Here is a 22,277-nt window from a genome sequence, read left to right on the forward strand (position 1 = left end):
TTCAAACCCCTTCGACGGGCCGCTCATCGTACGCGGCGTTGAGGTTGCCGGCCGGGCTCTCGACCTTCAGCCGGTAGGTCGCCGTCGTGGCCGGGTCGGCGCCGTCATCGTAGTGCCGGTAGCTCCAGCCGCCGCCGGAATGCGGTCCGGTCGGCCCGAGCCAGGCCGAGACGGCGCGCCATGCAGCGTCCGGGTCGGTGCGCCGCTGCACGACCGCTCGCACCGCCTCGGTAGCCGTCCACTGCAACGCGACAACGGGGGTGAGCGCCGAGGCGGCGCCGGTCCACGCGTGCTCGACGCCTTCGGCGTCCAGACCGACCCAAGCGAGGCGTTCCCACTCCGGCGGATCCGGTGGGCTCTCGTCGTAGCCGCGGCCGACGACGGCCGCACAGGCCGGGGACTCGTTGCCGGCGGTGTCGACGGCGCTGATCCGGTACCAGTGGTTCACCAAGCCCGGCACCGTGTCGGTCCAGCTGACGGCGGCCGGACGGTCGGTCGGTTCGGTGGCGTCCAGCGGGATGGTGTGAATGAGGGCCATCAGCCGCACATCCCGAGTTCGGGCGGGGTCGTCTGACCGGTAGACCCGGTAGGCGGCGAGGTCGGGCTCACGGTTCGATGCCCAGCTCAGCACGATTGACCGGTCGCCACCGAGCACCTTTGTCACGTACGGCGTGCGCGGGGGCACGACGTTCGGCAGCCGGACGGGGGCGCTCGCGAGGCTCAGCGGGCCGCGGTTGTTCGCCGCGTCCACGTAAGCGGCGCGGTACAGGTACCTGTTGGTCGCCCGGCCGTCGAGCGTATCCGTCCAGGCCCGCAAGGCGGTCGACGGTAAGTAACCGGCCGGGTCGTCGAGACCGCGGCGGTCGGCAGTGGCCGGGTCGGCTGGGTCCAGCGGCTGGATCGTGAGCTGGATAAACGCGTCCTCGTTGCCGGCCAGCCCTGCGAGCACCCGGAGCCCGTCGTTGCTGAGGGCGCGGTAGCTGCGCAGTGCGACCGCGAATTCAGTGCCGGCGCTCTTCAGCTCGTTGAGGGCGTTGAGCTCCGCGGCGACCTGCTGCCGCTTCGCGGCGTCCCAGCGCGGTTCCGCCGCGGCCGAGGGGAAATAGGCGAGATGCGCTGGCGCGCCAGATGGGTCGAGTGTCAGGCGGCTAGCGCGTGGCCGGTTCCAGTCGGTAGTGAACAGCGTGTGGTCCAGCGCACGGGACACGTGGGTGAGCAGATTCGGCAGGGGTAACCAACGGAGCGAGTAGAACGACTCGCCGCGGTAGTCGGCGGGCGTGGCGAGCACGGCGTCGCCGTCCGCGGGCGGGACCTGCGGTGCCGGCGGCGGCGTGCGCCGGACGAGGTAGACGGTCGCGGGCTGCCCGGCCGGACCCTCGTTGCCGAACCGCTGGGCGCCGCCCCACGGCGTCCCGGTCCATTTCGTGGCGTCGGCCGTGTGCGTCCGCGAGTCGGCTGTGCTGACGCAGATCTGGCCGTATGCCACGGGCTCGGCCAACGAGGTGGCCAGCGCGGGCGTCGCGGGCAGGCCGGTCGAGGGCAGGAAGACCTCGTAGCGGCGTACGGCGCTACCATCGGGGCTGACCTCGGTCGTGACGTGTTCGGCTAGCCCGACGACGGCGATCCGGTTCTGCCAGGCGGTCGTGACGGTGAAGTCGTTCGCGAGCGGGTGCCTCTTCGGGATCGCGACGGTGCATAGCCGCCGCGGCTCGGGCGCGACATCGTGCTGGAATCCGCCGCGACGGACCCGCAGCCGCAGCGGCGTCCCCGCGTCACTGCCCAGCACGTCGAAGCTGGACGCGCCCAGCTGCAGCCGGGTGCCGGCGTAGGCATCTGCCGGCCGGTCCGCGTCGATGTCGGTCTGCACCGTGCATCGGTCGGTGCCCGTGATCGGTGTGACCTCCACTGTCCGGCCGGTCAGGGCGTTGAGCCGGCCCGGCTGCAGGTACACTCGGAACTCCCGGGCATCCGGAGCCTGCACGCTCAGCGACTCCGGCCAGACCCATCTCACGCGCAGGCCGACCACGCCCGCATTACCGGCGCGCCAGGCAGTGTAGGCCGCGTCGGCGACGACGAGCGGATCGTCCGGGTCTAGCAGAAAGGCCTCGATCGTGGCGGGTGGAGGTGGGGCGACCTTGTCCAGCAGCCCAACGGCGAACGGGTGCACTTGCGACTCGGCGACCGGGTCGCGGTAGTACCAGGGCCGTGGCGCTTGGGACTGAAGGGCCCACTGGTGCCAGGGTACAGAGCCACCACGCGGGCTGTGCCGACCGAACAGGTCGACTGAGCTGACGCCGTAGGCGTACCACCCCTCGGTGAGCCCGCCGTCGACCGAGTACAGAGCGAACGGCGGCCAGTCCGCGGGGTACGCGGGCGCGACACCGCCGGTCTCGATACCGCCCGGAACCAGGACTGGCCGGTCCCTTGTCACTGGCTCGAAGTCATGCGGGGCCGGCGCCACGATAGGCGGGTGGGTCTCGGATGCTAGCGCGCGCCAGACGTGAAACAGTACCGGAGAGCCGGGTCGCAGGCCGCCACCCGCCGCAGCTCCGCGGTCCCACAGCAGCCCGGCGCCCAGCCCGTCGTCCCCTGCGGACGACGGTGGCTGCCATGCGGCGGGCAGCGCGTATGCCCTAGCCCCCTCCGGTGGCAACACCGGGGGGCTGGGGCGGTCGAGCCGCAGATCGAAGGCAATAAACGCATCGACATCGTCGAAACCGTTCTGCCGCAGGTAGTCCAGCGCCTTTACCGAATCCCGCCCGAGCAAAGAACGGTGGTCGGCCACGATCATGTAGTCGAAGGCAGCGTCGGACTGCGGGGGCCTGTCCACCCAGTACAGTCCGATCATCTGTGCCATGCCCGGGTCGAGCGTCCCGAGCAGCACCAGGTCGAGGGGTGCTTGGGCCGGCATCACCTGTGCGGGCGGGCCCGCAGGGCCGGAGACCGCTCGCCGACGGTCGGCCATCGGCGGCCCCGCCGGTCCGCCCCGCACTAAATCAATGAGCTCTTTGTGTAGCTCTGCAAAGGTGGTGCCGGACCAGTCGTGGGTGCCGTACATCACTCGTCCGGTGCCACGGGTGCGTGCGGCCGCCTCGTCCACCGAACTAGGGTTGGCCGGGTAGTCGGGGTGAGATACCGGCAGGGTCAACGGGTATGGGAATCCCGGCACCGCGGTCCAGCCCGCGAGGATTCCACTCATGACGGCGACGTAGCGGAGGTCCAGCAGCCGGGCTGGCCCGCCAGACACCTCGACCCGCGAGATGGCATCGAACGTCAGCTCATGGCGGACCACGTCGCCGGCAGTGCCCTTGAGCACGGCACCTGTCACCGGCATGTGTTGCAGGTACGCCGTCACTGCGATCTCAGCGTCGGTGCGGAACGCGATGGTTACCTCGACCCGCGACGCGAGATCCGCGGAAGCGAACGTGAGCCGCTGCCGGTTCTCTAGGTCGAGCTCGAGTGTACCGATTGGCGGAAAATCGTCCGTGATCACCAGTGGGACGTCGCTGGTCAGGGATCCGGCCATACCGGTTAGGGTCGTCAATCCGGTGGCTCCGGCCGAAAGGTTCTGCAGCGACATCCGGATGGACGCGGGGTCCGCGGCTTGGCGGGGCCGCCGGAAAAGATAGTAGCCGCCCCATGGGAAGGCCACCTCACGGGGGAACGACCAGCGCAGATGGATACCCGGCCGCAGTGGGGTTGGCTGCAGGTCGTGCGGGGGCAGGTCCTCAAGAACGGAGATGCCCGTCATCACAAGCCGGTCTGTCTGTATACCCATCAGGGCCCTTCAAACGTTGAAACTACCGCGTTATATAAGAGGGAGGCTATTATCGTCGCGTTACAGCAGCGTTATCGTTTCCAAAACGACATGATGAGCCACCTGGGGTCGAGCTCGAAAAAGGCCAAGTTCGAGGCCCAAAGCACTACTCGCAGGGAGCGAGCTTCTTGGCTTAAGACGTCTGGCATTAAGAGGGCTCGCTAGCAAGGTTGCTGCGTGTGCGCCATGACTCGATTATGCGCCGCCTAGGGATGCCCTGCGATTTATCGGTGGCACCCCATGCATCTCGGATCTCTGCGGCACATCGAGTACCCGGGCAGTGACTGCATCGACCGAGTTAGGCTCCGTGTTGAGGCGCCAGAAGGTGCCGGAACAATCGGAGGCATTAGGAGGTACTTCACGCGGCGGGGCAGTGCGTAGGCTGGCGTTGAATGTATCGAAGGTTTGACCGATGGCTCGTGAAGAGCCAAGCTTCGCGCAAAGGGCCGCTCACTGAGCTGGTGCCAAAAGTTTGGTCGGCGGCGATTGCCTGTGCACGACCTTCAAAGCTTGGCGATACCGCCGTGGGGCAAGCTCCACTGAGGCGGATATGCCCGAACGGAACGCCGGTGCAGACGACCGCGTCCTGATTGTGGCGAGTGATCTCACTGATTACGGCCTCGCATTGAGCGACTGCGGAGCCGCATGCGATCCTCAATGTTCGGCACGTGTTCCTGGCGCCCGGGCGAGGATGACTGCTTCGACTGCTGACAGGATGCTTCTTTCTCCGAGCGCTCGAACTCACCTCTCGATCAGCCTTGCCGTGTGAGGTGCTGCCCTACAGTGGTCTAGCGATAACGCTGCAGTAACAGGTGGCATTGATAATGTGCCTGTCTGCTCGCTCGGAGATTTAGGAGTCCGACCCTCCATCGGGCAAGTGGTTGCCCGGGTGGGAGGACTCCTGCATGGCTACAACACGAATCGTGGGGAGGAGGCAAAGGTGGCTGAGCCTGCAGTGCATGGCGACCGTGAAGTGATGCTGAAGGATCATACGGCTACGACAGAGCTTTACAAGATTCTCCTGGATATTAGGTTCAAGCTTCTGACATTCGTGCCGACTGTTACGACCGTGGCAGTAGGAGTTCTCGCGTCGAACAAACAACAACAAATAGTCGAGAAAGGGACGACGCTTTTTGTTGGTGGGGCAGGACTGCTGATGTCGCTGGCCATCATCGTGTACGAGATCCGAAACTCGCAGATACACGACCGTGCAGTACACCGCATCAAACACTTGGAGAGACTATTAGGCTTCACACCTTCATACGCGGGCATATCATCTCGAGGCATGTACCAGGAGCGGGGAACAGGTAACCGCTTCATCGGGCTCTTCATCGTGCAGCACGACCGTGCACTCTCCGTTGTCTATGGAGTTGCAGTCACGCTATGGACTTGGCTTCTGTTGACAGGTCTAACCGATTTCGTGGGGTGGTTCAATGGACAAAACGAGTGGCCGGGGACTTTGGGTAAAGCCGTCATATCAATCGGTGTCGGGTTAACGGTCGCCGCCGAAATCACCCGCCATGGCGGGATGGGGCGGGAAAAGGCTATCACCTACACCTTGGCGGACATCCTTCCAGCAGGAATAAAGGAAAACGCTACCGACCTCAACATAACCGCAGGCGAAAGACTATGGAGAGAGTTCACGCGCGTCCATGACTTGGTTCCGGATGCAGCGTTCAAGATGTCGCTCTATCAACTCGTGCAGGACGCGAGGAATAAAGGGGGCAGTGACAAGGATGAGGCTTACAACGCGGAAAAACTGGTGGATCTCGCTATTGCCAGTGGCGCGCTCTCTGTGCGACAGCGTTTGAGACCTCCCTGGCAACCTGGGAGGGGCGAAAAGAGAGATGAAGAGCGGAACCGAGTGCTGAAGATACGAAAGGGGGAACTCCCATCCCCTGCACAACTTTGTGCCGCCATCGCGGGTGGACAAAAGGTTTTAGATCACTTTCCGCAGAGGAACGAGTTTGCCCTGAATAGACGGCGCAGGCAGGAAAAAGTCATTGCGCTCATTCGTGCCGATTTAATATCGCAGTACGGCCTCGACGCACCGTGGTGTTCCCTTGAGGAGGTTCGATTGCGATGGGAACTCCTCACGGCTGCCGCGGGTAGTCGGAAGGGGCCTTATCGGAGGGGTTCTCCGTGGCCAACCACTCATCTGTGACGGGCCGGTGACATAGGGCCATCGAGCTGTGGTGCGGCGCACTGCCCCTTCCTCAACTCCACAGCAGCCGGCTCCATAACGGGAACTTACGCGGTCATTGTCGCATGCGGCCATTTTGCCCGACCCCAGTAACAGGCTGGCCTTATCGGCTCACCAGTTGGGCGGCGGTGTTTTTCTCGCTGCGGAAAGCGCTAGATTCCACGCCAAGCCAGTTCACTATCTAGTCCAAGCGTCCATGATCTCCAGCCGAACAGTTGTCACCACCCAGTCCCGTGAAGGTGTGTGGGATCCGGACTCTTCTTCCGGGGCCGGCCCAGGTTTGGCTGATCCGTAAGACCTGTCAATGGTTGGACGCGCGGCTATCGTCTCCTCCCATGTAAAGGGTCAGTGCCCGTTCCCGCTAAGAAGGGTGCCCGCGCAGACTTGCGGTAGCCGAGGCGGCTGCCGCGCCTCTCAGAGACGGGCCCGTCACCGACGGTCATTCCGCTGAACACGGCGACGATCACGCTGGCTGCACTGGCGTCGTGGACAAGGTAGTCGGCCACTGGCGGGTACCGGTTGTGTCTGTCAGATTTTGGCGTCGTTCTGATAGCGGAGTCACCGCTGGGTTTGAGGGTCCGAAGTGCAACTTGGGGAACCGGGAGCGGTTCAAAGTTTCGTGAGGAAATAAGCGACGGAGGAGCGCCGAACGAAACTTTGAATCGAGCCCGGCGCGGAGGGCCCTGGTTGCGTGGAGGACCTGCCCAGCGATGATGGGGATCAGAATGACAGCGAAGTTGCTTCTGGTGGTTCATGGAGGCCGATGCTCAGTGAGTTCTGCCCGTCATAAACGTAGGTGCATCGAGCGGGATTTGAACGTGCCACGTGCCCTAGAGGGGGCTGTTCCATTCAGCTGAGCTATCGAGGCGGGTCCTGCTGACGGAGATCCTTCCGTCCATGGTGGCAGCGTCTTGGTCGAGGGCATCGTGAAGTTTCGTTCACCTAGGATCCTGGTATGCCGTCGGATGGCGGCCGGGACCTTCGTTAGGTGGTTGTCCTTGGTGGGGAGCAGGAAAGTACGGCGCCTAGTGATGGCGAGTGCTGTTCACCAGTGCTAGTTCGATCCACCAGGTAGACGACGGCAGCACCACCGGCGTAGGCCAGCAGATCCGCGGTGCCGAAAGTGGTTCCAAGGACCAGCCGAAGGGTGGCCAGGATTCTCGGAGTTCGGCAGGAAGGCCGGTGAGCTGGAACAGTTCGATCATCACACAGACCTAAGGGCCTGCGGCTGCAATCAGTACTTTGGGCCCCGATAGCTCAGTGCTCTGTTGAGGTAGACGAGCCGGCCGATGACGGGGAGTCCGCCCGATCGGCGGGGCAGTTCGGTTTCTTCGGCTGTGGCTTTCCCCTGCCCGAGAGATCTGGCTGACATTGTGACGGTGCTGGGGGCCAGCGAGGGATCAGGTCAACAAGCGAGGGTTTGAAGTGGACACTAGGGGCACGTAGACATGCGTCTGGCGCGCACATAGAGTCGATATTGCTCCAGTACAGCGGCAGGGACTGGGTATTGGAATGAGTCCTCATCGTATGACAGCGCCGACGGGTACGGTGACCCGGATCTTGATGTCGTCGCCACCGCCCTTGACCATCGTGTGGAACAGGTCTGGGCGTGCCGTCACCTCGAAGCTCCGGCCCTCATGCAAGGGATTGACCACCTCAACCCGGATGGGAGGGAAACCCCGCAGGTAGATCGGCGGCCGGATGAACACCGCGACCAGCCTCGGGGGGGTGTTCGCACCCGTGGTCCGAGAGCGGACTATGCCTGTACCGCTACCAGATCGTGGGCAGCGTTCTCCACGAGTTGTCTTTGTCGGTGACATAGACCCAGCCGGCGTTCCTCTCGCGCGTCAGCTGGAGTGTGGCCGGTATGGATTCCGGAGGGACTACGTTATATACCATGTGGGCAATCTTTGCGTAGCCCGCCTCGTACACCCACTGAGGCTGCACCCACTCGCGGTAGGACTCCTCGCTAGAAGGGACGACCGCACCTCTTTCAATGACGCTGACAATGTCGGCCGCAGGGGTGTCCAGCTGCCACGGCCCCTGTTCGGAGGCGTTTCCGGGGTTGCCCACCACTTGCTTATCCGCGCCCCAGTCCTTGACCTTTTCGTACACTGAGCTGTAATAATCTTTAGCATTTGTCGGTACGTTAAGGCAGCCTATCAATGGAACGTCCCAGCATCCCCAAGCGAGGCTGCCGGGGTTATTTTCCATCTCGTCAACGAAAATGCCGTCCAGACTGGGGTACCAGCTTCGGTACTTAGCGATGTCCTCCCGAACCTGCTTTTCAGATCTCGCACCCCAGCCGCTTTTGACGTAGCCGATGACTCGCCAGTCCTGCCCGTGGCAGAGATCAATGGCATCCTTGTAGTTCTGATCGAAAGCGGCCCCGGGTCCATCCCCCGGGTTCATGATGGCAATCGAGCCGCCCCGCTCTTCGATGCACATCCTGGGCCACCAGTTGATACCGGAGACGTCAGCCTCGCTTGGGTAGAAGTATGCAGGAACGAGACTGCGCTGGGCCCCTGGTGGCACTAGCGCTTGCAGGGCCTGCGATACCGGCTTGTCCAAGGACGGCGCTGGACTTGCCCCTGACAGGGTCAGAACAAGGGCCATGAGCGTGACAACGGCCGAGCCGAAGATGGCGGGCCTCGATGAATGAATGTGCAACATGGTGAGCTTCCGTGCACCTAGGCTGTTCAGATTCGTTCTGCCGCTATTTGCGCGGCGTACCGTCGGCAAGGCCTGTGATGGCCATGACCGGCATGCATCAGGGCCGCCCGGTAACGGACCGGCCCAAGTTTCATCATCCCGCAACCGGGCGGGCAAGGGAACTCCTGGGCAGCCTAGATCCGCGGCACCTCGGCATCGGGGCATCGGTCAGAGGTGGGACCGCCGTCGGGCTAAATGTGGTCGAGATGCTCGTTGGTTCAGACGAGCAACTTCCAGGACCTGTCCCGTGCACTACAGCCAGCTACTATCATCCATGCCTAGGCCAATGGCCCTCTCGGAGCTGAGCCTCCTCAGGTCCAGGCCAGCGAGGAATTGTCACTCCGACAACAGTCAGCGGTGACTCGTCACCAGCTAAAAACTGAAATTGCGTGCCAACCGGGATAGTCAGGGATAGCCCCGGATTCAGGCGAACGATCTCCTCCCGACCTTGCGCTGACCGCCATATCTCCCCAGACCCGGAAACTACATACCAAATCTCTTCGACCGTGCGATGCTCGACGGCTCTGGAAACTTTCCCGGCGGGAAGGCGGAACTCAGCCATGCCACAGCTTGCCAGTTGAGCCAGAAGACGTACTTCAGACCCGTCAGGAGCCATGTCATCCGGTTTGGTGGGGGTGGCCTGGGTTGTAAAATTCGACATCGTGATCTCCTGTCTCAGGACTACGCCGTCAGATTAGGCATCGGACTGAACTTGATGTAGGATCTTGCGCCCACAGATGGCAAGAGCTCCAGGATCACCTCTCGGGAGGCCCTGTAAGTTGCGAGAGGCATAGGCATTGGCTTTACACCGGTTGAGTCGGTCGCGGTCAGGGCTACGATCCCTTCAGCTTTCAAGACAGGAATTCGATTCACCAGAAACCATGGAGAGCTGCTTTTAGCGAGAGTGTCGAGCTCGAATTCACCCTGAGGCGGGACCTGCCGCTACTTTGCTCTCTTGAGTGCTTCTTCCAGAAGAGGGACCGCCCATGGGGCCCCGAAATACGAGGCTACCGCATATTTGAGGACGTCATCCCCATACTCATCAAACAAATCCCTCAGGGCTTTGCTGAATTGAGCGCCCCAGCGTTTGCTGTTATGCCAGCCGATGTCTCCTCCGAGGTTGCGATCGAAGTGTATCCAAAATAAATCAACTGTGTCATTCCATATTGCTACTGGCGTATCTTTTTGAACGTCAGTGCCAAACTGGCCTCCTAATATTACCCACTCAAACTCGGGAGGACCAGACCAATCGAGATTGATGCCCAGTTTACGACCCGTGTAATAGAGAAATGACCGATGTGTCCCATAACCTAGCGCAACCCGCTCACCGTAGGTTATGGGGCTTCCCATCCCATTCTGCCTGGCGACGAACCAACGCGTTGTGCGCGTCGCGTTAGCTTCCCCCGCATTGCTGGTCCAACCGAGATTGATGCCCCATCTCTGCTCTTCATATTGAAAGAACAAATCGGAATCGGTGTTGTAAAGATTACAATTGCGTTCAGCATTGCGCTCAAAATTTGGCTTCGAAAGAATGTCGCCATTCTGACCCCGACCAAAAATCCACTCTTGGTATTTACTAGCGAGCTCTTGAACTTCTTGTGATTTTGGATCAAAACCGTTCATGGTAGGTATTCCTTAGATTTCGGAAATGAGTGCTTGGTTTCGGGAGGTGACCCCCGAAGCCTTGCGAGAGAAGCGTGGAGAAAGCGGACGATGCCTCAATTATTGGTGCTCGGCGTTACTCCGGCGTTACTCCGGCGTTACTCTGGCATGTCGTAGAGGGAGGGCGCCCGGGCAGGCCCCTCCCTCTACGACGGGCATTTACACTCCCTGAGTTCTCACGTCAGGGAAAAGCAGCCCTCTCGGTCTTTCTTCGGCTCCAGGTGTTCGGGGTCCAACGTAATTACTCACTGCAATTCCTTCCCTACAGGCTATCCAAGACACAGGGAACCGCGGGTTCGAGCGGCCCGGAATGAAAAGGCTCCTCGAGTATGCCGAGTAGGGCGACGCCGCCTCGAGAGCGGTAACAAGGTGCCGGACGAGACATGGCGACCGCAACCGGGGCATGGGTGGCCGTCCATTCGCTCCAGCACGGGGTTCTCAGCCAAGCAGCGCTCAGTGGCCATGGTCACTTCCTGATGGGTCATGGCCAGCATGCCTAAAGTTTGCAGGACCCCCGGCAGTGCACGCATATCAGTCCGAAGTCGCGCGTGCAGCTCCAGACCCCGGCCAGATCCCCGGGTATTCATGTCTTAGGCAAGCTTCTGTCGCCGGCAGGCAGGAAGGTACCTGACGGCACTCGAATTTGCAGTGTGTGCTCTTCGTAAAGGTATGGCCCGGACGGTGTTTCTCGGCCAACGGGATGCGGTAGCGGTATGCGGGTACAGCTTGATTCCAGCCTGCGTTCGCGGAGAGCATCGTCGATTTGGGCGCTACGCGATGGCCGCGACCAGAAACGCTGACACCCAAGCAAGCATGGCCAACAGCCTGGTACCTACCGGCACGGCGATGGCCTTGATCAACTCTTCGGGCGATACTCCCGCCTTGTACTGGTTGAACATCTTGATTGCGCACGCTGACCGAGTTGCGGCCTGTCCGTTCGAAGGATGAGTGCAGGCATCAAGCCAGAACTCGAGTGATTCGCATTCGGAGCCCTCGCCAGACTCCAAGAGTGGGCTCTCTCTTTCGGACTTGGGCGTGACAGGTGTGGCACATGACATCCAAAGTTGCTTGAGATCTCTCCAAGTTTTCTTCACCAGTTCTCCGTATGACGCGTCCCATTGACAGCCCGCCCATGACTGCGGAAAGTCGTTCCTAGATCTGTTCCAGCTCTTCAGGCCCACGCTGGATTTGGGGGTACCCATGGGCAACAACGGCTATGGCTGTTTTGAGTTGAGCCTGTTTCAATCGTGGCAACTTCGCAGCGATACCGGCGTGGTGCACGTCGCAGCGCGGCAACAGCGGCTTATTACTGCGCTGGCTATCAACGGTCCGCGTCCCCGGAGTTATCTCGTCGGTCTGTTGTGGCCTGAGTGTGGAGAGTCCAAGGCGCTCGACAGCCTCCGGGTTGCTGTGCATCTCGTTACGCGAGAGGTCCCTGGCCTGCTCATCAATGGGGGGAGCGTGCTGGCTCTCAGCGACCTGGTCGACGTCGATCTTTACAATGTACGGGCCCAGATCCGGGAGCTGAGCCGAGCCGGACTCAATGGAAACGTGGCCTCATGTCTGCACCAGCTACGGGACGCCGAACTGCTCCCGGGCTGGTATGACGACTGGGTGCTCTTTGAACAGAGCAGGTTGCGGCAGGACCGGCTCCACGCATTTCAGATCATTGCTCGAGGGTCGCTGGCTCGCTGCGACTATGAATCTGCCTTGGAAGCCTCGGAGGCAGCACTGGAAATCGAACCGCTCTATGAAAGCGCCGTTGGACTTCTCATTAGGGCTGAAAAACAGCAGGGCAACAATGCTTCCGCACTTCGGGCCTTCGAAAAGTATCAAGCAAAACTGAATGAGGACATGGGGCTTGAGCCTTCGGAGACCATTCGGCGCCTCATCGCTGATATTTCGTCACAACCAAGCGGCAAATGAATGATCTAGGCCTTGTCCGGATGGTTTGTTTGGCCAGACAACCACTGGCGCACAACACTTAGCACCTTTTCCGGATCCGCGGTGGAGACAGTTCTGCGTTCACCGCTTGGCTCTTCGCCATAAGTAATCCTGGCGCGAAAACTTGGCCTCTGGTCTGGCTCGTGCCACGTGCGGATGACTAGCGTGCCCATGGATGGCATCGCCGGATCCGACTCATCGTCATCGGAGATTTCTGACGGACGATCATCGTTTGTCATGGCAATTCACCTTACTCTCAATCAGCGACAGCCATATGGCGAAGGATCGCGGACTTTCCACCGCCGAATCCGCCTCGGTTGCGAGCCGAAAGACTGTGGACGTTCTGCTATGAAGGCCCTCGATATCCGGCAGTCCCTGGCTGCATTGATCCTGCTAAACAAGAATCAGGAAACGGCCTAGGTTCGCGAAAGGTTCGCTCAAGACCGCCGGCACGAGGGTGAATCAAAACGAGCTAAAGCTGTGGCTATCTATGATCGGACGCCCTGACGGTAACGCCAAGAGTGGTCGAATGAATGAGGTCTCAGACGCTGTTTCCGATGGTGCTCAACAGGATGATGCCACAAGCTTTCGACATGTCAGCGCCACTCACGAGCATTTAGCAGTCACCCTTCTACAAGCGGGTGGTTTGCACCATAGAGACCGGGTCGGGGAGAAAGTCGTGAAGGAACTAGAGGCTCGTCAGAGACTAACTGAGAACATTGAGCAGCGACAGTCCCGATCGCTTAAGCGCTCATTATCGGCTCCCAGATTATGACGGCAGCTGTCTGATCTTCGATCTTCGTAGTATCGGCTTGTCCCGGGTACCTGCGGCATGTGCCGTCAGTTTCAGAGCCATGGTCTTCTGTAGGTTTCGGCTCGGTCATGCCCCGCCGTTTCTAACCATTCGCTGGTCGCATTCCTTCGATATCGAGTTCCAGGTCATTTTCGCGTCCTCGGTTGGAGGTGCCACTGCCTTTTCGAAGAGGGCAATGCCGGCTGCCCAGTTTTCCAAGCATCCATCGCTTCGGAGTGATCCGGGGAAGCGGAGCGCTGCTGCAACCAGGATCGCTCTGCGGGGGTTTTGATGGTGAGCGGTTCCATGATTCCTTCTCCTTCAGCGACTGGCGGGCACCGGATGTGTCTGTCAGGGTTCTGCGTCGTTCTGATACACGGAGTACCACTGGGATCAGGGTCCGGAGTGCAACTTGGGGAACCGGGAACCGTCCGGAATTTCGCGAGGAAATAAGCGGAGCGCCGAACGAAATTACGGGCCGTGAGCGGCGCGTAGCGCCCTGGTTGCGCGGAGGACCCGCCCAGCGATGATCGAGGGTCAGAATGACAAACAGCGAAGATGCTTCTGGTGGTTCATGGAGGTGGGGGAGCGGGGCGGCATGACGGACTAGGTTGACCCGATGTTCGCTGCCGTCAACTGCCTCGGATAGGCACGGCATGTGGGTCCCTGGAGCTTCCAGGCGACCCCTCGGGACCGGCCGGGAGCAGACGCGAGAGGTCGACTGGGCGGCGGGTGTGCAGGCGTCGAGTCTCGATACTGGTCATCCTGCTCATAACGCGACTCGCAGCGTAGCCGGTACGAGGAACTGCAGAGTTCCGGTGATGACCAGCCGCGACCCTAGCCCAATCTATTGAGGACCTCTTGGGCGCCGTTCTTGGTGGCAGTCGTGCGTCTTGTTTCTCGACGGGTGTTCGGACTCACAGATCCACTGATCTGCCCACCACTGGGTGTCAGATTGAGATCTCAGAATTCAGCCGCTGGGTGTCAGGGAAAAGCAATTTGAGTCCTATCTTGACGCATTTTTGCGGCTCGTCTGACGTCAGGTTTGGGTGTGCCCCAACTGGCCGACCTGCCCGTGTTCAGGTGGGGGCCCATCGTCTAATATGGCAGGATGCAGGGTGCGCTCTACTACCCCTTTATCCGCGTCCCTACCAACGCTTGGTGGACGAGGACACTTCTATATTGGGATTCTGTTGCGACCATCACCCCCATGGAGTTCATACATGAGCCTGAACTTCACGACCCAAACACCCTTGAACTGATCCGAGCCGGGCTGGTCTACCAAGTTGAACCCTTCGAGGCTGAGTACACCTTTAGTCACAACTTCCCACGTTTTCTCGGTAACTTACATCCGGATGAACTGGCTAGACGCCGGAGCAGGTTCAGCAGCGGGTCGGCCGTCCGCGTACATATGGACAAATTTTTCCATGAGTACGGCCTTTGGATGTTGACGGACCTGGGGCTCGCAGCACAAGTGGATGGGCAATGGGCAGAAGTGGAGTTAGCAACTGCTGACGAATTTATGGCTGCTCTCGCTTTCAGCCTGTGTCAAGCTGCGGGTGAGAACGGCTGGAATCGGGGTGGGCACCAGGCCAAGGAAAATTGGGTACCGGTTACAGACGCTCGCTCATCCGCTCAGGCGCTTCTGTCTGGTCTTGCTCCCACCGACGGGACTGCGAACCCCAGCGAGGTCGAGCTGCGCGTCAACGGGGATCTTCAGCTGGCACATATCCGCTCCGTCGCATTGGAGGGCCTTTTACCCGTTCCAGCGGAGCCCCTCGACGTCGATGCCATCCTCCAATTTCGTCGACGACATAAAGATCTCCTGCCACAATTTCGTCGTGACATGGAGAAGCGGCTCGGGGATATGTCAAACCTCGACCCTGTGGCGCTCAGAAGGGAGCAAGACCTCCTTGAAGGGGAGGCACAGCAGCTGAGCGGGCAAGTCGAAGCATATCTGCACGAAGTGGGCGTTCAGCGCCTAATAAGAGGACCCATCGTCGCATTGCTCAGCCTAATTCCAGTCATTGGACCCCTCGTCGCCGGAGGAATCAAGGCTGGCACTGAACCGCGTCACGCTGGCTTGATCCGCGAACCTCTGGCCTACCTCGCTTTCGCTAAGGCTGAATTCGCTCCCGTTTTGGACTACCGCGTCGACCCTCAGACTGGCCCGCCGCTACTGGGGGCATTGAGCGGAAACTGAAGGGTTAGTAAGAATCAAGGTGTTATCGCTGGCTCCAAGGCGCCATGTCAGGTGAGGTGTACCCCAACTGTCCGCGCCCGCTCCGCCACGAGTGGTCTGGATGCGGCTATAAAGTCGACCGGCTTCGGACGCGCAGGTGACATTTCGCTGTCCTTCCTTCCTTCCTTCCTTCCTTCCTCCTGATTTGAGCCTCAACGCTGGTGCGGTCGTTCAGGGAACAAGAGAAGGGGGCAGCATCAGGTCCCATTCCCTGGTTCGCCTATAACAAAGCAAGCGAAAACATCGCCAAAGGCGGACAGAGCTACGCTGTGGACGCCCAAGCGCGAGAGAGGGCAAAGTGACTTCCTCTGATGAGAACGCAGGGTTCAGCGCGACATAATGTGGGCCCTCAGGTCCGTCGCCGCTCGGCTTCACAGGCAATCTTCAGGATTAGGCGCCCGTAATGGACCGAAGCTCCGGTCACCGCTATTTGACCGGAGCTTCGCCAATTGCAAGATTAACGGCACCGTGGCGTTGGCCTGACCCGTGATGAATCACCACAGCCGATGCAGCTCCCTGGTTCCCTCCACGAGGCCGTCTTGTCGTACTGTCACGCCGAAAATCCGCATGGGTGGCCGAAATAGCCGGCTTCAATGTGCCTTTCGACCCTGTCTTCCTGTAACAACCGGCAGCCACTAGCCCAACCCTCGGGCTTTGCATAGGTCAGCCCCTACCGCCCTGGCTTAGCCGGAGTCCGCACTCCTACAAGTAACGGGTCGACCGTTGCTGCCCCTAGCGTCCCACTTTGTAACGCACAGGTAACGCGGGGGTAACGGTATACGCCCTAACCTTCCGAGTATCTGATCTCAAATGGTCGGCTAAAGACACAGACGAACGGGAGTTGTTAGAAATGACCGAACTAAACGAAGCGATTAAACTGGCAGTAAAAGGCGACTTCCCGCCAAGTGCGAGTCAGATTGATGGCCATGAGTTTTACATTCGCGCCGTAACAAATAAAAACCTACTAGCAGACGGTGAAACGTCGTACTTTAGGCATGAACATGTTGGCAAAGACGATCGGTCTTCTATTCCGTTGAGGCCGGGGGTCCGCTGGGATACATTGCCAAACTTACCAGAGTTCAGTTCCGTGGGCCATTTGTCAAGAACGGCTTTAGGCCGATAGGTGACCGCGGCATTGATATCACGGATGCGGTGAAAGTACTGGCGGCAGCGGGAGGGCTTACCACTGGGGTCCCTGCTTCCTGGGTTCCATTTCTCCTTGTCGTTCGAGAACTAGACTTGCAAGGCTTTCTTGACGGCAATTGGATGCCAGCAGCCGCGAAGGTAGCGGATAAAATTGGAGCAGAAATGCTCGCACAAGGGGCCTTGCAATAACTAAAGTTTGTTCAGTCCTAACTTTGCCGGGTTGTCTCCTAATGGGATGACCTACTATTTATCTTCGGCGCGAGTCGGGTTACGACGGCCGCGGGGATGGTTGGAGACGCTGCCACCCTCATTGAGTCCGTCGTGCAAGAGCTAGGAGCATCACCGGCGTTGACGCGCGGTGCTTGCACTCAGTCTTATCCGGTACTGGAGGAGAGACCGATCGCAAAGATATGACCGGATGAATACTAGGAGGTTTCTCATGTCCCTGATTGTCAAAGCAAGTTCATTCAAATGCATTGATGAGTCGGGATTTGGTATGTCTGGGTCCGACCGTTTGAAGTGGCGGTGGACCTGACTATGACCTGAACCTGGAGCTAACGTACTGGCCCAGCCCTATAACCAGGGCGGCCGTAGATCAACTTCAAGGCGCAGAGCCGGCTCCCTCGGGTGGAATGAACCCTCCGGCCGGAGCTGTCGAGGAAGTGCAGGCAAATGGCCAGCAATCAGCGCCAGTAGGATAACGTCACGAATCGCCTGGAACGGCTCAGAATCCGTGATAGGCATCTGAACAGCAACAGATCCGTAAGGAGCGGAGACATCGGACTGCCCGTCGCCCTCGATACCGGTGATCAACAAGCTCGTAGGCCTCCACCGGGCCAGAACAACCTTCGTCTCGTTCCTGGCCAGGCTCGTTGCCTAATTTCAGACGCTGCATTCAACCGAGAAGGTCCTAAGTGGCACCCTGCAGAAGCACCGGGGACGAGGCGAAACCCCGCAACTGGTCAGCCGACTTCTCCCCTTCCATGACGACGCCCAACCCGAATGCCAACCTCGCCACAGCATTACGAACACCGAACACGCAGTGCTGGAGGCCAAGAAATGTGTCCATCTCATAAGACTCCAAGCAGGAACCTGTGTAGAAAACCTCCGACTGTGGATACAGCCATAAGACCGTCTCGCAGCGTTCTGGAGTAACGGTGGCCGCTCTAGGCCTACCTCATCTGTGCGTACTAGTTCATCCGGCACGGGGTCCCGTAATGAGCCACGGGGCTAATGAATATCCAATTCGACTATGGAGATTGCAATGGTTGTAAAACGAGTGCAGCTACCCAGCGGTACAACGCAGACGCTGGAACGCTTCTGGAATGCAAGTGCCACCGCATTCTTCCGGGGGCCAGCCGGCGCTACCATCAATGTCAAATACGGCAAAGGTCGCTTCAGTAGGAACGTGCAGAAGCAGACACTCGATGGGGTGACAATCAAGAAACTGACGGTGGGCGCAGGGTCCCTGGTCTTTGCGCGTATGCGCATGAAGGTTCCAACGCCCTCAGTCGTGGAATACGATGTGATGCCGGGCGGCGTGGCCCGACCGTCACCTGAGTTTGATTTCTAGTCATGTCGCCGGCCTTAGGAGTCGAAGAACTTCCTTGACAGCGAGGCCAGACTCGGAAGTCGAAGCCTTCCCTAATGGCCTGGCGACCCAACGCACGGTATTGAAGAAGGTCCGTGGCATCAACCCGTTTGAAGGCTTTCACGCACCAGAACTGTGACGAACCACGAGGTTGGCTGGCTTTGTCTCCGGCGTGGCCTCAACTCTCCTAGATGTGTTACGTTCCCCTCGCCTCCGAAGGGCCGACGTCATTCAGGCACCTATCGATGGAACTGTTAGGACGCTTCCGTCCAACGTTGAACTTCTGAAAATTGGTACAGATCGGGTCGTCGGAGCGTTCCACTTGGCTGACGCATCAGGGGTACGGGTTCTTTGACCTCCTCAGTTTAAGCAGCTTGAACGTCAACGCGAAGATGTTTGAGGGAGCGTCCGAGTCGACGAATGAGTTGGAGGCCCAGGCGATCGCACAAGCCTCCTTGGTAGGTGCCGATCAAAGCCCGTGGGGGAAACCTCCGGCTCTACAACCGCGGTGCCAAAGCCGGGAGAAAAGTCTAATGTCAGTTTTGTGATTACGAATTCGGCACAACCATGACTGGCTCCCCGTTCAGCTGCTCCCCCTGCGGAGAACCCGGGCGAAGCGGGAACACCAGATCAAAGCGACCAGGATGCGTGAGGCGTAACCCTGTTCCTGACACTGAGAGGTTGGCGCAAGGTTCTCCTCACCTTCTGCCGGACCAGAGTCACCAACACCTGCAGCGAGGCGCGAACCGGACGGCCATCTAAACGGGCCGGCTGGCTGGCCGGGTATTGAAAATCATGGACATTACCGAACGCGGAAAGCGTTGCACACAGCGGCTCGACGGCCCACTGAACCCATCTGTCGCCGAGTCTAAAGTCGACGACCCCGCTTTGCGGCAGGGAGGAACCGGCGGACTGGAACTCCCCGTAAGCTGCGAATGCCTCAGGTGCTCGACGAAAGCGTTGCCTTCTTTCTTTGAAGCGCTGAGCGTGTGCGTATCCTGTCGATGACAGGATACGCACACGCGCCAGTCTCTGATGCGTGATTGCTGCTTTGATTATCGATAAACGTGTCGTCGACTTCCCGTACGCGTTTGAACCGAATGCCGCTTCTACGGGGGCAGCCGCCCCGGGTTCCACTGCGACGTCCGGAGCATTAGGACGGACCAGGACGTCGGGGTTACGTGCTTGCACGTGAGGATCCGATTTGGCGTCTGCCGTCGAATTGCGCAGAACCCCGGCGTGTTGCGGGTCTTTGGTTAAGAATGATCCAAAAAGCGTGTGCCGTTTGCCTCTGGAAGTTCCTGATCCTCTTAAGTTTCTTATCCTCAGGCGCGGGTGACAGGCTCATTAGCCCAAGCTAGGAGTGTCCATGGAATCTCACCTGACTCGCGGACGAAGACTCTGAGGTTTTCGAACTGCTTTTCACCCATTTCTACTGTGCACGTGACCATCGCCCGGTCCGTCCCCAGAATGGTCAGGGACTGGATTCGAGTTGTCCGGGGGTGGGATGCTGCAACGTTCTGCAAAAACGCAGTTCGGTCTTGGATGGCTCCGTTGGCGCGGCGCATGGCGAATGCCGGAGACAGAAGGTCTTGGAAGAATGCTTGGTCGCCCCTTGACTCCGCCTCTCCGATCAAAATGTTTAGCTCGTGCAGCCTCTCTAGGTCAGTTTCCATGAACCTAGGGTGGCACTGCCGGCTGGGGATGGCTATAGGCGCTCCGCCTGTCATCGGGTTGACCGAGCAAGGACCAATGCACCAGCCAAAAAAATGGGACTGCCCCGGCTTTTGTTGACTCGGGGTCATAGGCCGCTGTGAGCGCGGTCCGGTTGATTGTTTCATATTCGATGGGCGTGAGTTTCCCCAGCCGTCTTTGTCTCCGCCGGCGGTGGTAGGTCCGCTCGATCCAGGTCGTGATGGCCAGTCGAAGTTCCTGTCTCGTGAGCCACCGCCGACGGTCCAGAACGTTCTTCTGCAGCAGCGAGAAGAACGACTCCATCGCGGCGTTGTCGGCGCACGCACCGACCCTGCCCATCGATCCGGTGAGCCCGTGATGCCGGAGTGATTCGACGAAGCGACGGGACCGGAATTGGGAGCCGCGGATGCTCTCCTAAGTGTCAAGCGGCGTTTCGGTGTTGTCTGGTGTTCGGGACGATGTGCTGGCGGCCGGGGTTGAGGATGAAGTAGACCTCGCGGGCGAGGTATCGCTTCAGGCAGCGGATGATCTCCATCTTGCTGTGCCCCTCGGCGGTCTTTTTCGCGACGTATGTCTGCGTTCTCGGGTCGAGCCTGATCCGGCTTATGACCGCGAGGTGGAGGGCGCGGTTGGCTTGGCGGTCGCCGCCGCGGTTGAGTCGGTGGCGTTGTGTCATTCCAGAGGATGCGGGCAGCGGTGAAACGCCGCAGAGCATCGCGAAAGCGGCTTCGGATTTCATCCGGTTGGGGTTGTCACCGGCCGTCACAAGGAACTGTCCGGCGACTTCGATGCCGATTCCGACGCGTTCGAGGAGTTGCGGTGCGAGGGCTTCGACGATGGGGTTGATGAGCTCGTCCAGGTCGGATATCTCGTCGGTGAGTTCCAGGTAGCGGCGGGCTAGGGATTTCATCGAGACCCGGTAGGCGGTGACGGGGTCGGTCGCGTTGGATACGTCCGGCCGCCATGCAGCGAGGGTCCGGATGAGCTGCATCCGGGTCAGTTGGCGGACCTGGTCGCGAAGTACCTCCGGCGCGGAGACGATCGACATCCGAAGGAGCTGCAGGGCACTGCGGCGCTCCCGGACCGCGTGGGCGCGGGTGACGCGCAACACCCGCAGAGCTTCGACGGCGCCGTCCTTGCTTTTTGGGATGCTGGTGCGTCGGCCATGCAGTGCGGCGCGGGCTGCATTGATCGCGTCCAGATCGTCGTCCTTGCCTTTGCGGCGGCGGTCAGACCGGTCGGGCCGGTCGACCTCCAGGATCATGGCGCCGGCTTTGGCGAGGTGTCGGGTCAGGCCGGCACCGTAGGATCCGGTGCCCTCGACGCCGATCCGGGCCAGGACCCCGAATTCGCCGATCCAGGCCAGCATCGCCCGGTAGCCCGTGCGCGTTGTGGGGAAGCTCCTGGTGCCCAACACTGTTTCGCCAGCGTCGATGACGGCGGCGACGTGGAGTTCTTTGTGCGTGTCGACGCCGGCGAAGACGGGTGTCGGTGCCTGGTCCGGGTCGCTGGTTTCGGGAGTTTTGGTCATGTCGTTTTCCTCCGGTCCATCCGGTGTGTGCAAGGGGGCACGGCCCCGCGCATCGACCGACCGGCGGACAAGACAGTGATGAGCACCCTTGGCGCAGGCTCTCCTTAGGTCACTCCGGCGGCGAGGCGTAGCGCCTCGCCGGGTACGCCTTGGGGACTGACAGATCCGGGGAAGGACAACAGCTGTCGATCGGAGTGAGAGTCAAGAACCCCGGGGCGTACCCGGCACCAGCATCCTGTTGCATCCATCACTGTGCGAGTCAAGGACCCTCCGGGAATACCGGTAAGGACAGTCTCACTGTCGGAGTGCACCACGGTCCCTGCCGGGCGGCGTGCCCGCACCGCGTTCTCCAGCGCAGCGACGGCCAGCGAGGACTTCATCCGCGGGTCCATCGAGTACCCGACGATCCGCCCGGAATACACGTCCTTCACCGCGCAGAGGTAGAGCTTCCCTTCGGCAGTGGGGTGCTCCGTGATGTCGGTCAACCACAGCTCGTTCGGTGCCGTGGCGGTGAAGTCCCGCTCCACCAGGTCGTTGTGGACTGGTGGCCCCGGCTTCCGGTTCAGGCCCCGCTTCTTGGAGAAGACCGACCAGATGCCGTGGTCCCTGCACAGGCGCTGGACCCGGTTCTCGCCCGCCAGGATGCCCTTCCCGGGGAGTTCGTCGGCGATAAACCGGTACCCGAAGGCCGGATCATCGGCGTGGATGTCCAGTGCGGCGTTGACCAGGTGCGCATCGGCCCAGTCCCGTTCCGTCACCGGGCTGGTCTTCCACCGGTAGTAGCCTTGCTTGCTGAATTCCAACACCCTGCAGGTCACCGCAACGGGAACACCGTCGGCGGCAAGGTCCGTGACCAGCGGGTAGATCTGTAATGGTCATGTGCCGGCCGGAGGCCGGCTGGCAGGCTGGACCCCGGAGAATGGCGTGTGACTCAGGGTATA

Annotated in this window: 9 protein-coding genes and 2 pseudogenes; 4 read left to right on the plus strand and 7 right to left on the minus strand. The window is 60.4% G+C overall.

Features of this window, described 5'->3' with window-relative positions; genetic code table 11:
* Position 1: 1 nt before the first annotated feature.
* Complete coding sequence (locus tag J2S97_RS17140; RefSeq protein ID WP_307051143.1) at positions 2–3,751, minus strand: hypothetical protein; 3,750 nt, start codon at positions 3,749–3,751, stop codon at positions 2–4.
* Positions 3,752–4,757: 1,006 nt separating this feature from the next.
* On the opposite strand from J2S97_RS17140, the gene J2S97_RS17145 reads away from it, so the two are divergent.
* Positions 4,758–5,981 carry a hypothetical protein gene (locus J2S97_RS17145; RefSeq protein WP_307051144.1) on the plus strand — a complete coding sequence of 408 codons (1,224 nt, stop codon included), beginning with the start codon at positions 4,758–4,760 and terminating at the stop codon, positions 5,979–5,981.
* A 1,809-nt stretch (positions 5,982–7,790) separates the two neighbouring features.
* Here J2S97_RS17145 and J2S97_RS17150 read toward each other — a convergent pair.
* Positions 7,791–8,693 (minus strand): spherulation-specific family 4 protein, encoded by a 903-nt coding sequence (locus J2S97_RS17150; protein WP_307051145.1) that lies wholly within the window; start codon positions 8,691–8,693, stop codon positions 7,791–7,793.
* Between the two features lie 981 nt (positions 8,694–9,674).
* Positions 9,675–10,355 carry a hypothetical protein gene (locus J2S97_RS17155; protein ID WP_307051146.1) on the minus strand — a complete coding sequence of 227 codons (681 nt, stop codon included), beginning with the start codon at positions 10,353–10,355 and terminating at the stop codon, positions 9,675–9,677.
* Positions 10,356–11,594: 1,239 nt separating this feature from the next.
* Between J2S97_RS17155 and J2S97_RS17160 the strand changes: the two genes are divergently transcribed.
* Positions 11,595–12,320: an AfsR/SARP family transcriptional regulator gene (locus tag J2S97_RS17160; RefSeq protein WP_307051147.1), complete on the plus strand. Its 726-nt coding sequence runs from the start codon at positions 11,595–11,597 to the stop codon at positions 12,318–12,320.
* 5 nt (positions 12,321–12,325) lie between these two features.
* Here J2S97_RS17160 and J2S97_RS17165 read toward each other — a convergent pair whose 3' ends face one another.
* On the minus strand, positions 12,326–12,577 hold the full coding sequence (locus tag J2S97_RS17165; protein ID WP_307051148.1) for a hypothetical protein: 252 nt from the start codon (positions 12,575–12,577) through the stop codon (positions 12,326–12,328).
* 1,665 nt (positions 12,578–14,242) lie between these two features.
* Between J2S97_RS17165 and J2S97_RS17170 the strand changes: the two genes are divergently transcribed.
* The gene (locus J2S97_RS17170; RefSeq protein WP_307051149.1) at positions 14,243–15,334 is read left to right on the plus strand and encodes a hypothetical protein; all 1,092 of its coding nucleotides are present in this window, start codon (positions 14,243–14,245) and stop codon (positions 15,332–15,334) included.
* Positions 15,335–17,771: 2,437 nt separating this feature from the next.
* On the plus strand, positions 17,772–18,092 hold the full coding sequence (locus J2S97_RS17175; RefSeq protein WP_307051150.1) for a hypothetical protein: 321 nt from the start codon (positions 17,772–17,774) through the stop codon (positions 18,090–18,092).
* Positions 18,093–19,916: 1,824 nt separating this feature from the next.
* On the opposite strand, the pseudogene J2S97_RS17180 reads toward J2S97_RS17175, so the two are convergent.
* The 3 genes and pseudogenes from J2S97_RS17180 to J2S97_RS17190 form a co-directional block, all read right to left on the minus strand.
* Positions 19,917–20,216: pseudogene (locus J2S97_RS17180) on the minus strand (integrase core domain-containing protein); the annotation flags it as partial.
* Between the two features lie 10 nt (positions 20,217–20,226).
* Positions 20,227–21,336 (minus strand): IS110 family transposase, encoded by a 1,110-nt coding sequence (locus tag J2S97_RS17185; protein WP_307051151.1) that lies wholly within the window; start codon positions 21,334–21,336, stop codon positions 20,227–20,229.
* Positions 21,337–21,635: 299 nt separating this feature from the next.
* Positions 21,636–22,211 (minus strand): annotated as a pseudogene (locus J2S97_RS17190) (IS3 family transposase); the annotation flags it as partial.
* Positions 22,212–22,277: the final 66 nt, after the last annotated feature.

The sequence above is a fragment of the Arthrobacter oryzae genome (assembly GCF_030812315.1).
In the GTDB taxonomy this organism is placed as follows: domain Bacteria; phylum Actinomycetota; class Actinomycetes; order Actinomycetales; family Micrococcaceae; genus Arthrobacter; species Arthrobacter oryzae_B.

What these genes read in the sequence shown, in the direction of transcription:
- J2S97_RS17170 (WP_307051149.1), top strand. Translation starts at nt 14,243, where the DNA reads ATGCAGGGTGCGCTCTACTACCCCTTTATCCGCGTCCCTACCAACGCT.
- J2S97_RS17175 (WP_307051150.1), top strand. Translation starts at nt 17,772, where the DNA reads ATGGAGATTGCAATGGTTGTAAAACGAGTGCAGCTACCCAGCGGTACA.
- J2S97_RS17150 (WP_307051145.1), bottom strand. Translation starts at nt 8,693, where the DNA reads ATGTTGCACATTCATTCATCGAGGCCCGCCATCTTCGGCTCGGCCGTT.
- J2S97_RS17140 (WP_307051143.1), bottom strand. Translation starts at nt 3,751, where the DNA reads ATGACGGGCATCTCCGTTCTTGAGGACCTGCCCCCGCACGACCTGCAG.
- J2S97_RS17185 (WP_307051151.1), bottom strand. Translation starts at nt 21,336, where the DNA reads ATGACCAAAACTCCCGAAACCAGCGACCCGGACCAGGCACCGACACCC.
- J2S97_RS17160 (WP_307051147.1), top strand. Translation starts at nt 11,595, where the DNA reads ATGGGCAACAACGGCTATGGCTGTTTTGAGTTGAGCCTGTTTCAATCG.
- J2S97_RS17155 (WP_307051146.1), bottom strand. Translation starts at nt 10,355, where the DNA reads ATGAACGGTTTTGATCCAAAATCACAAGAAGTTCAAGAGCTCGCTAGT.
- J2S97_RS17165 (WP_307051148.1), bottom strand. Translation starts at nt 12,577, where the DNA reads ATGACAAACGATGATCGTCCGTCAGAAATCTCCGATGACGATGAGTCG.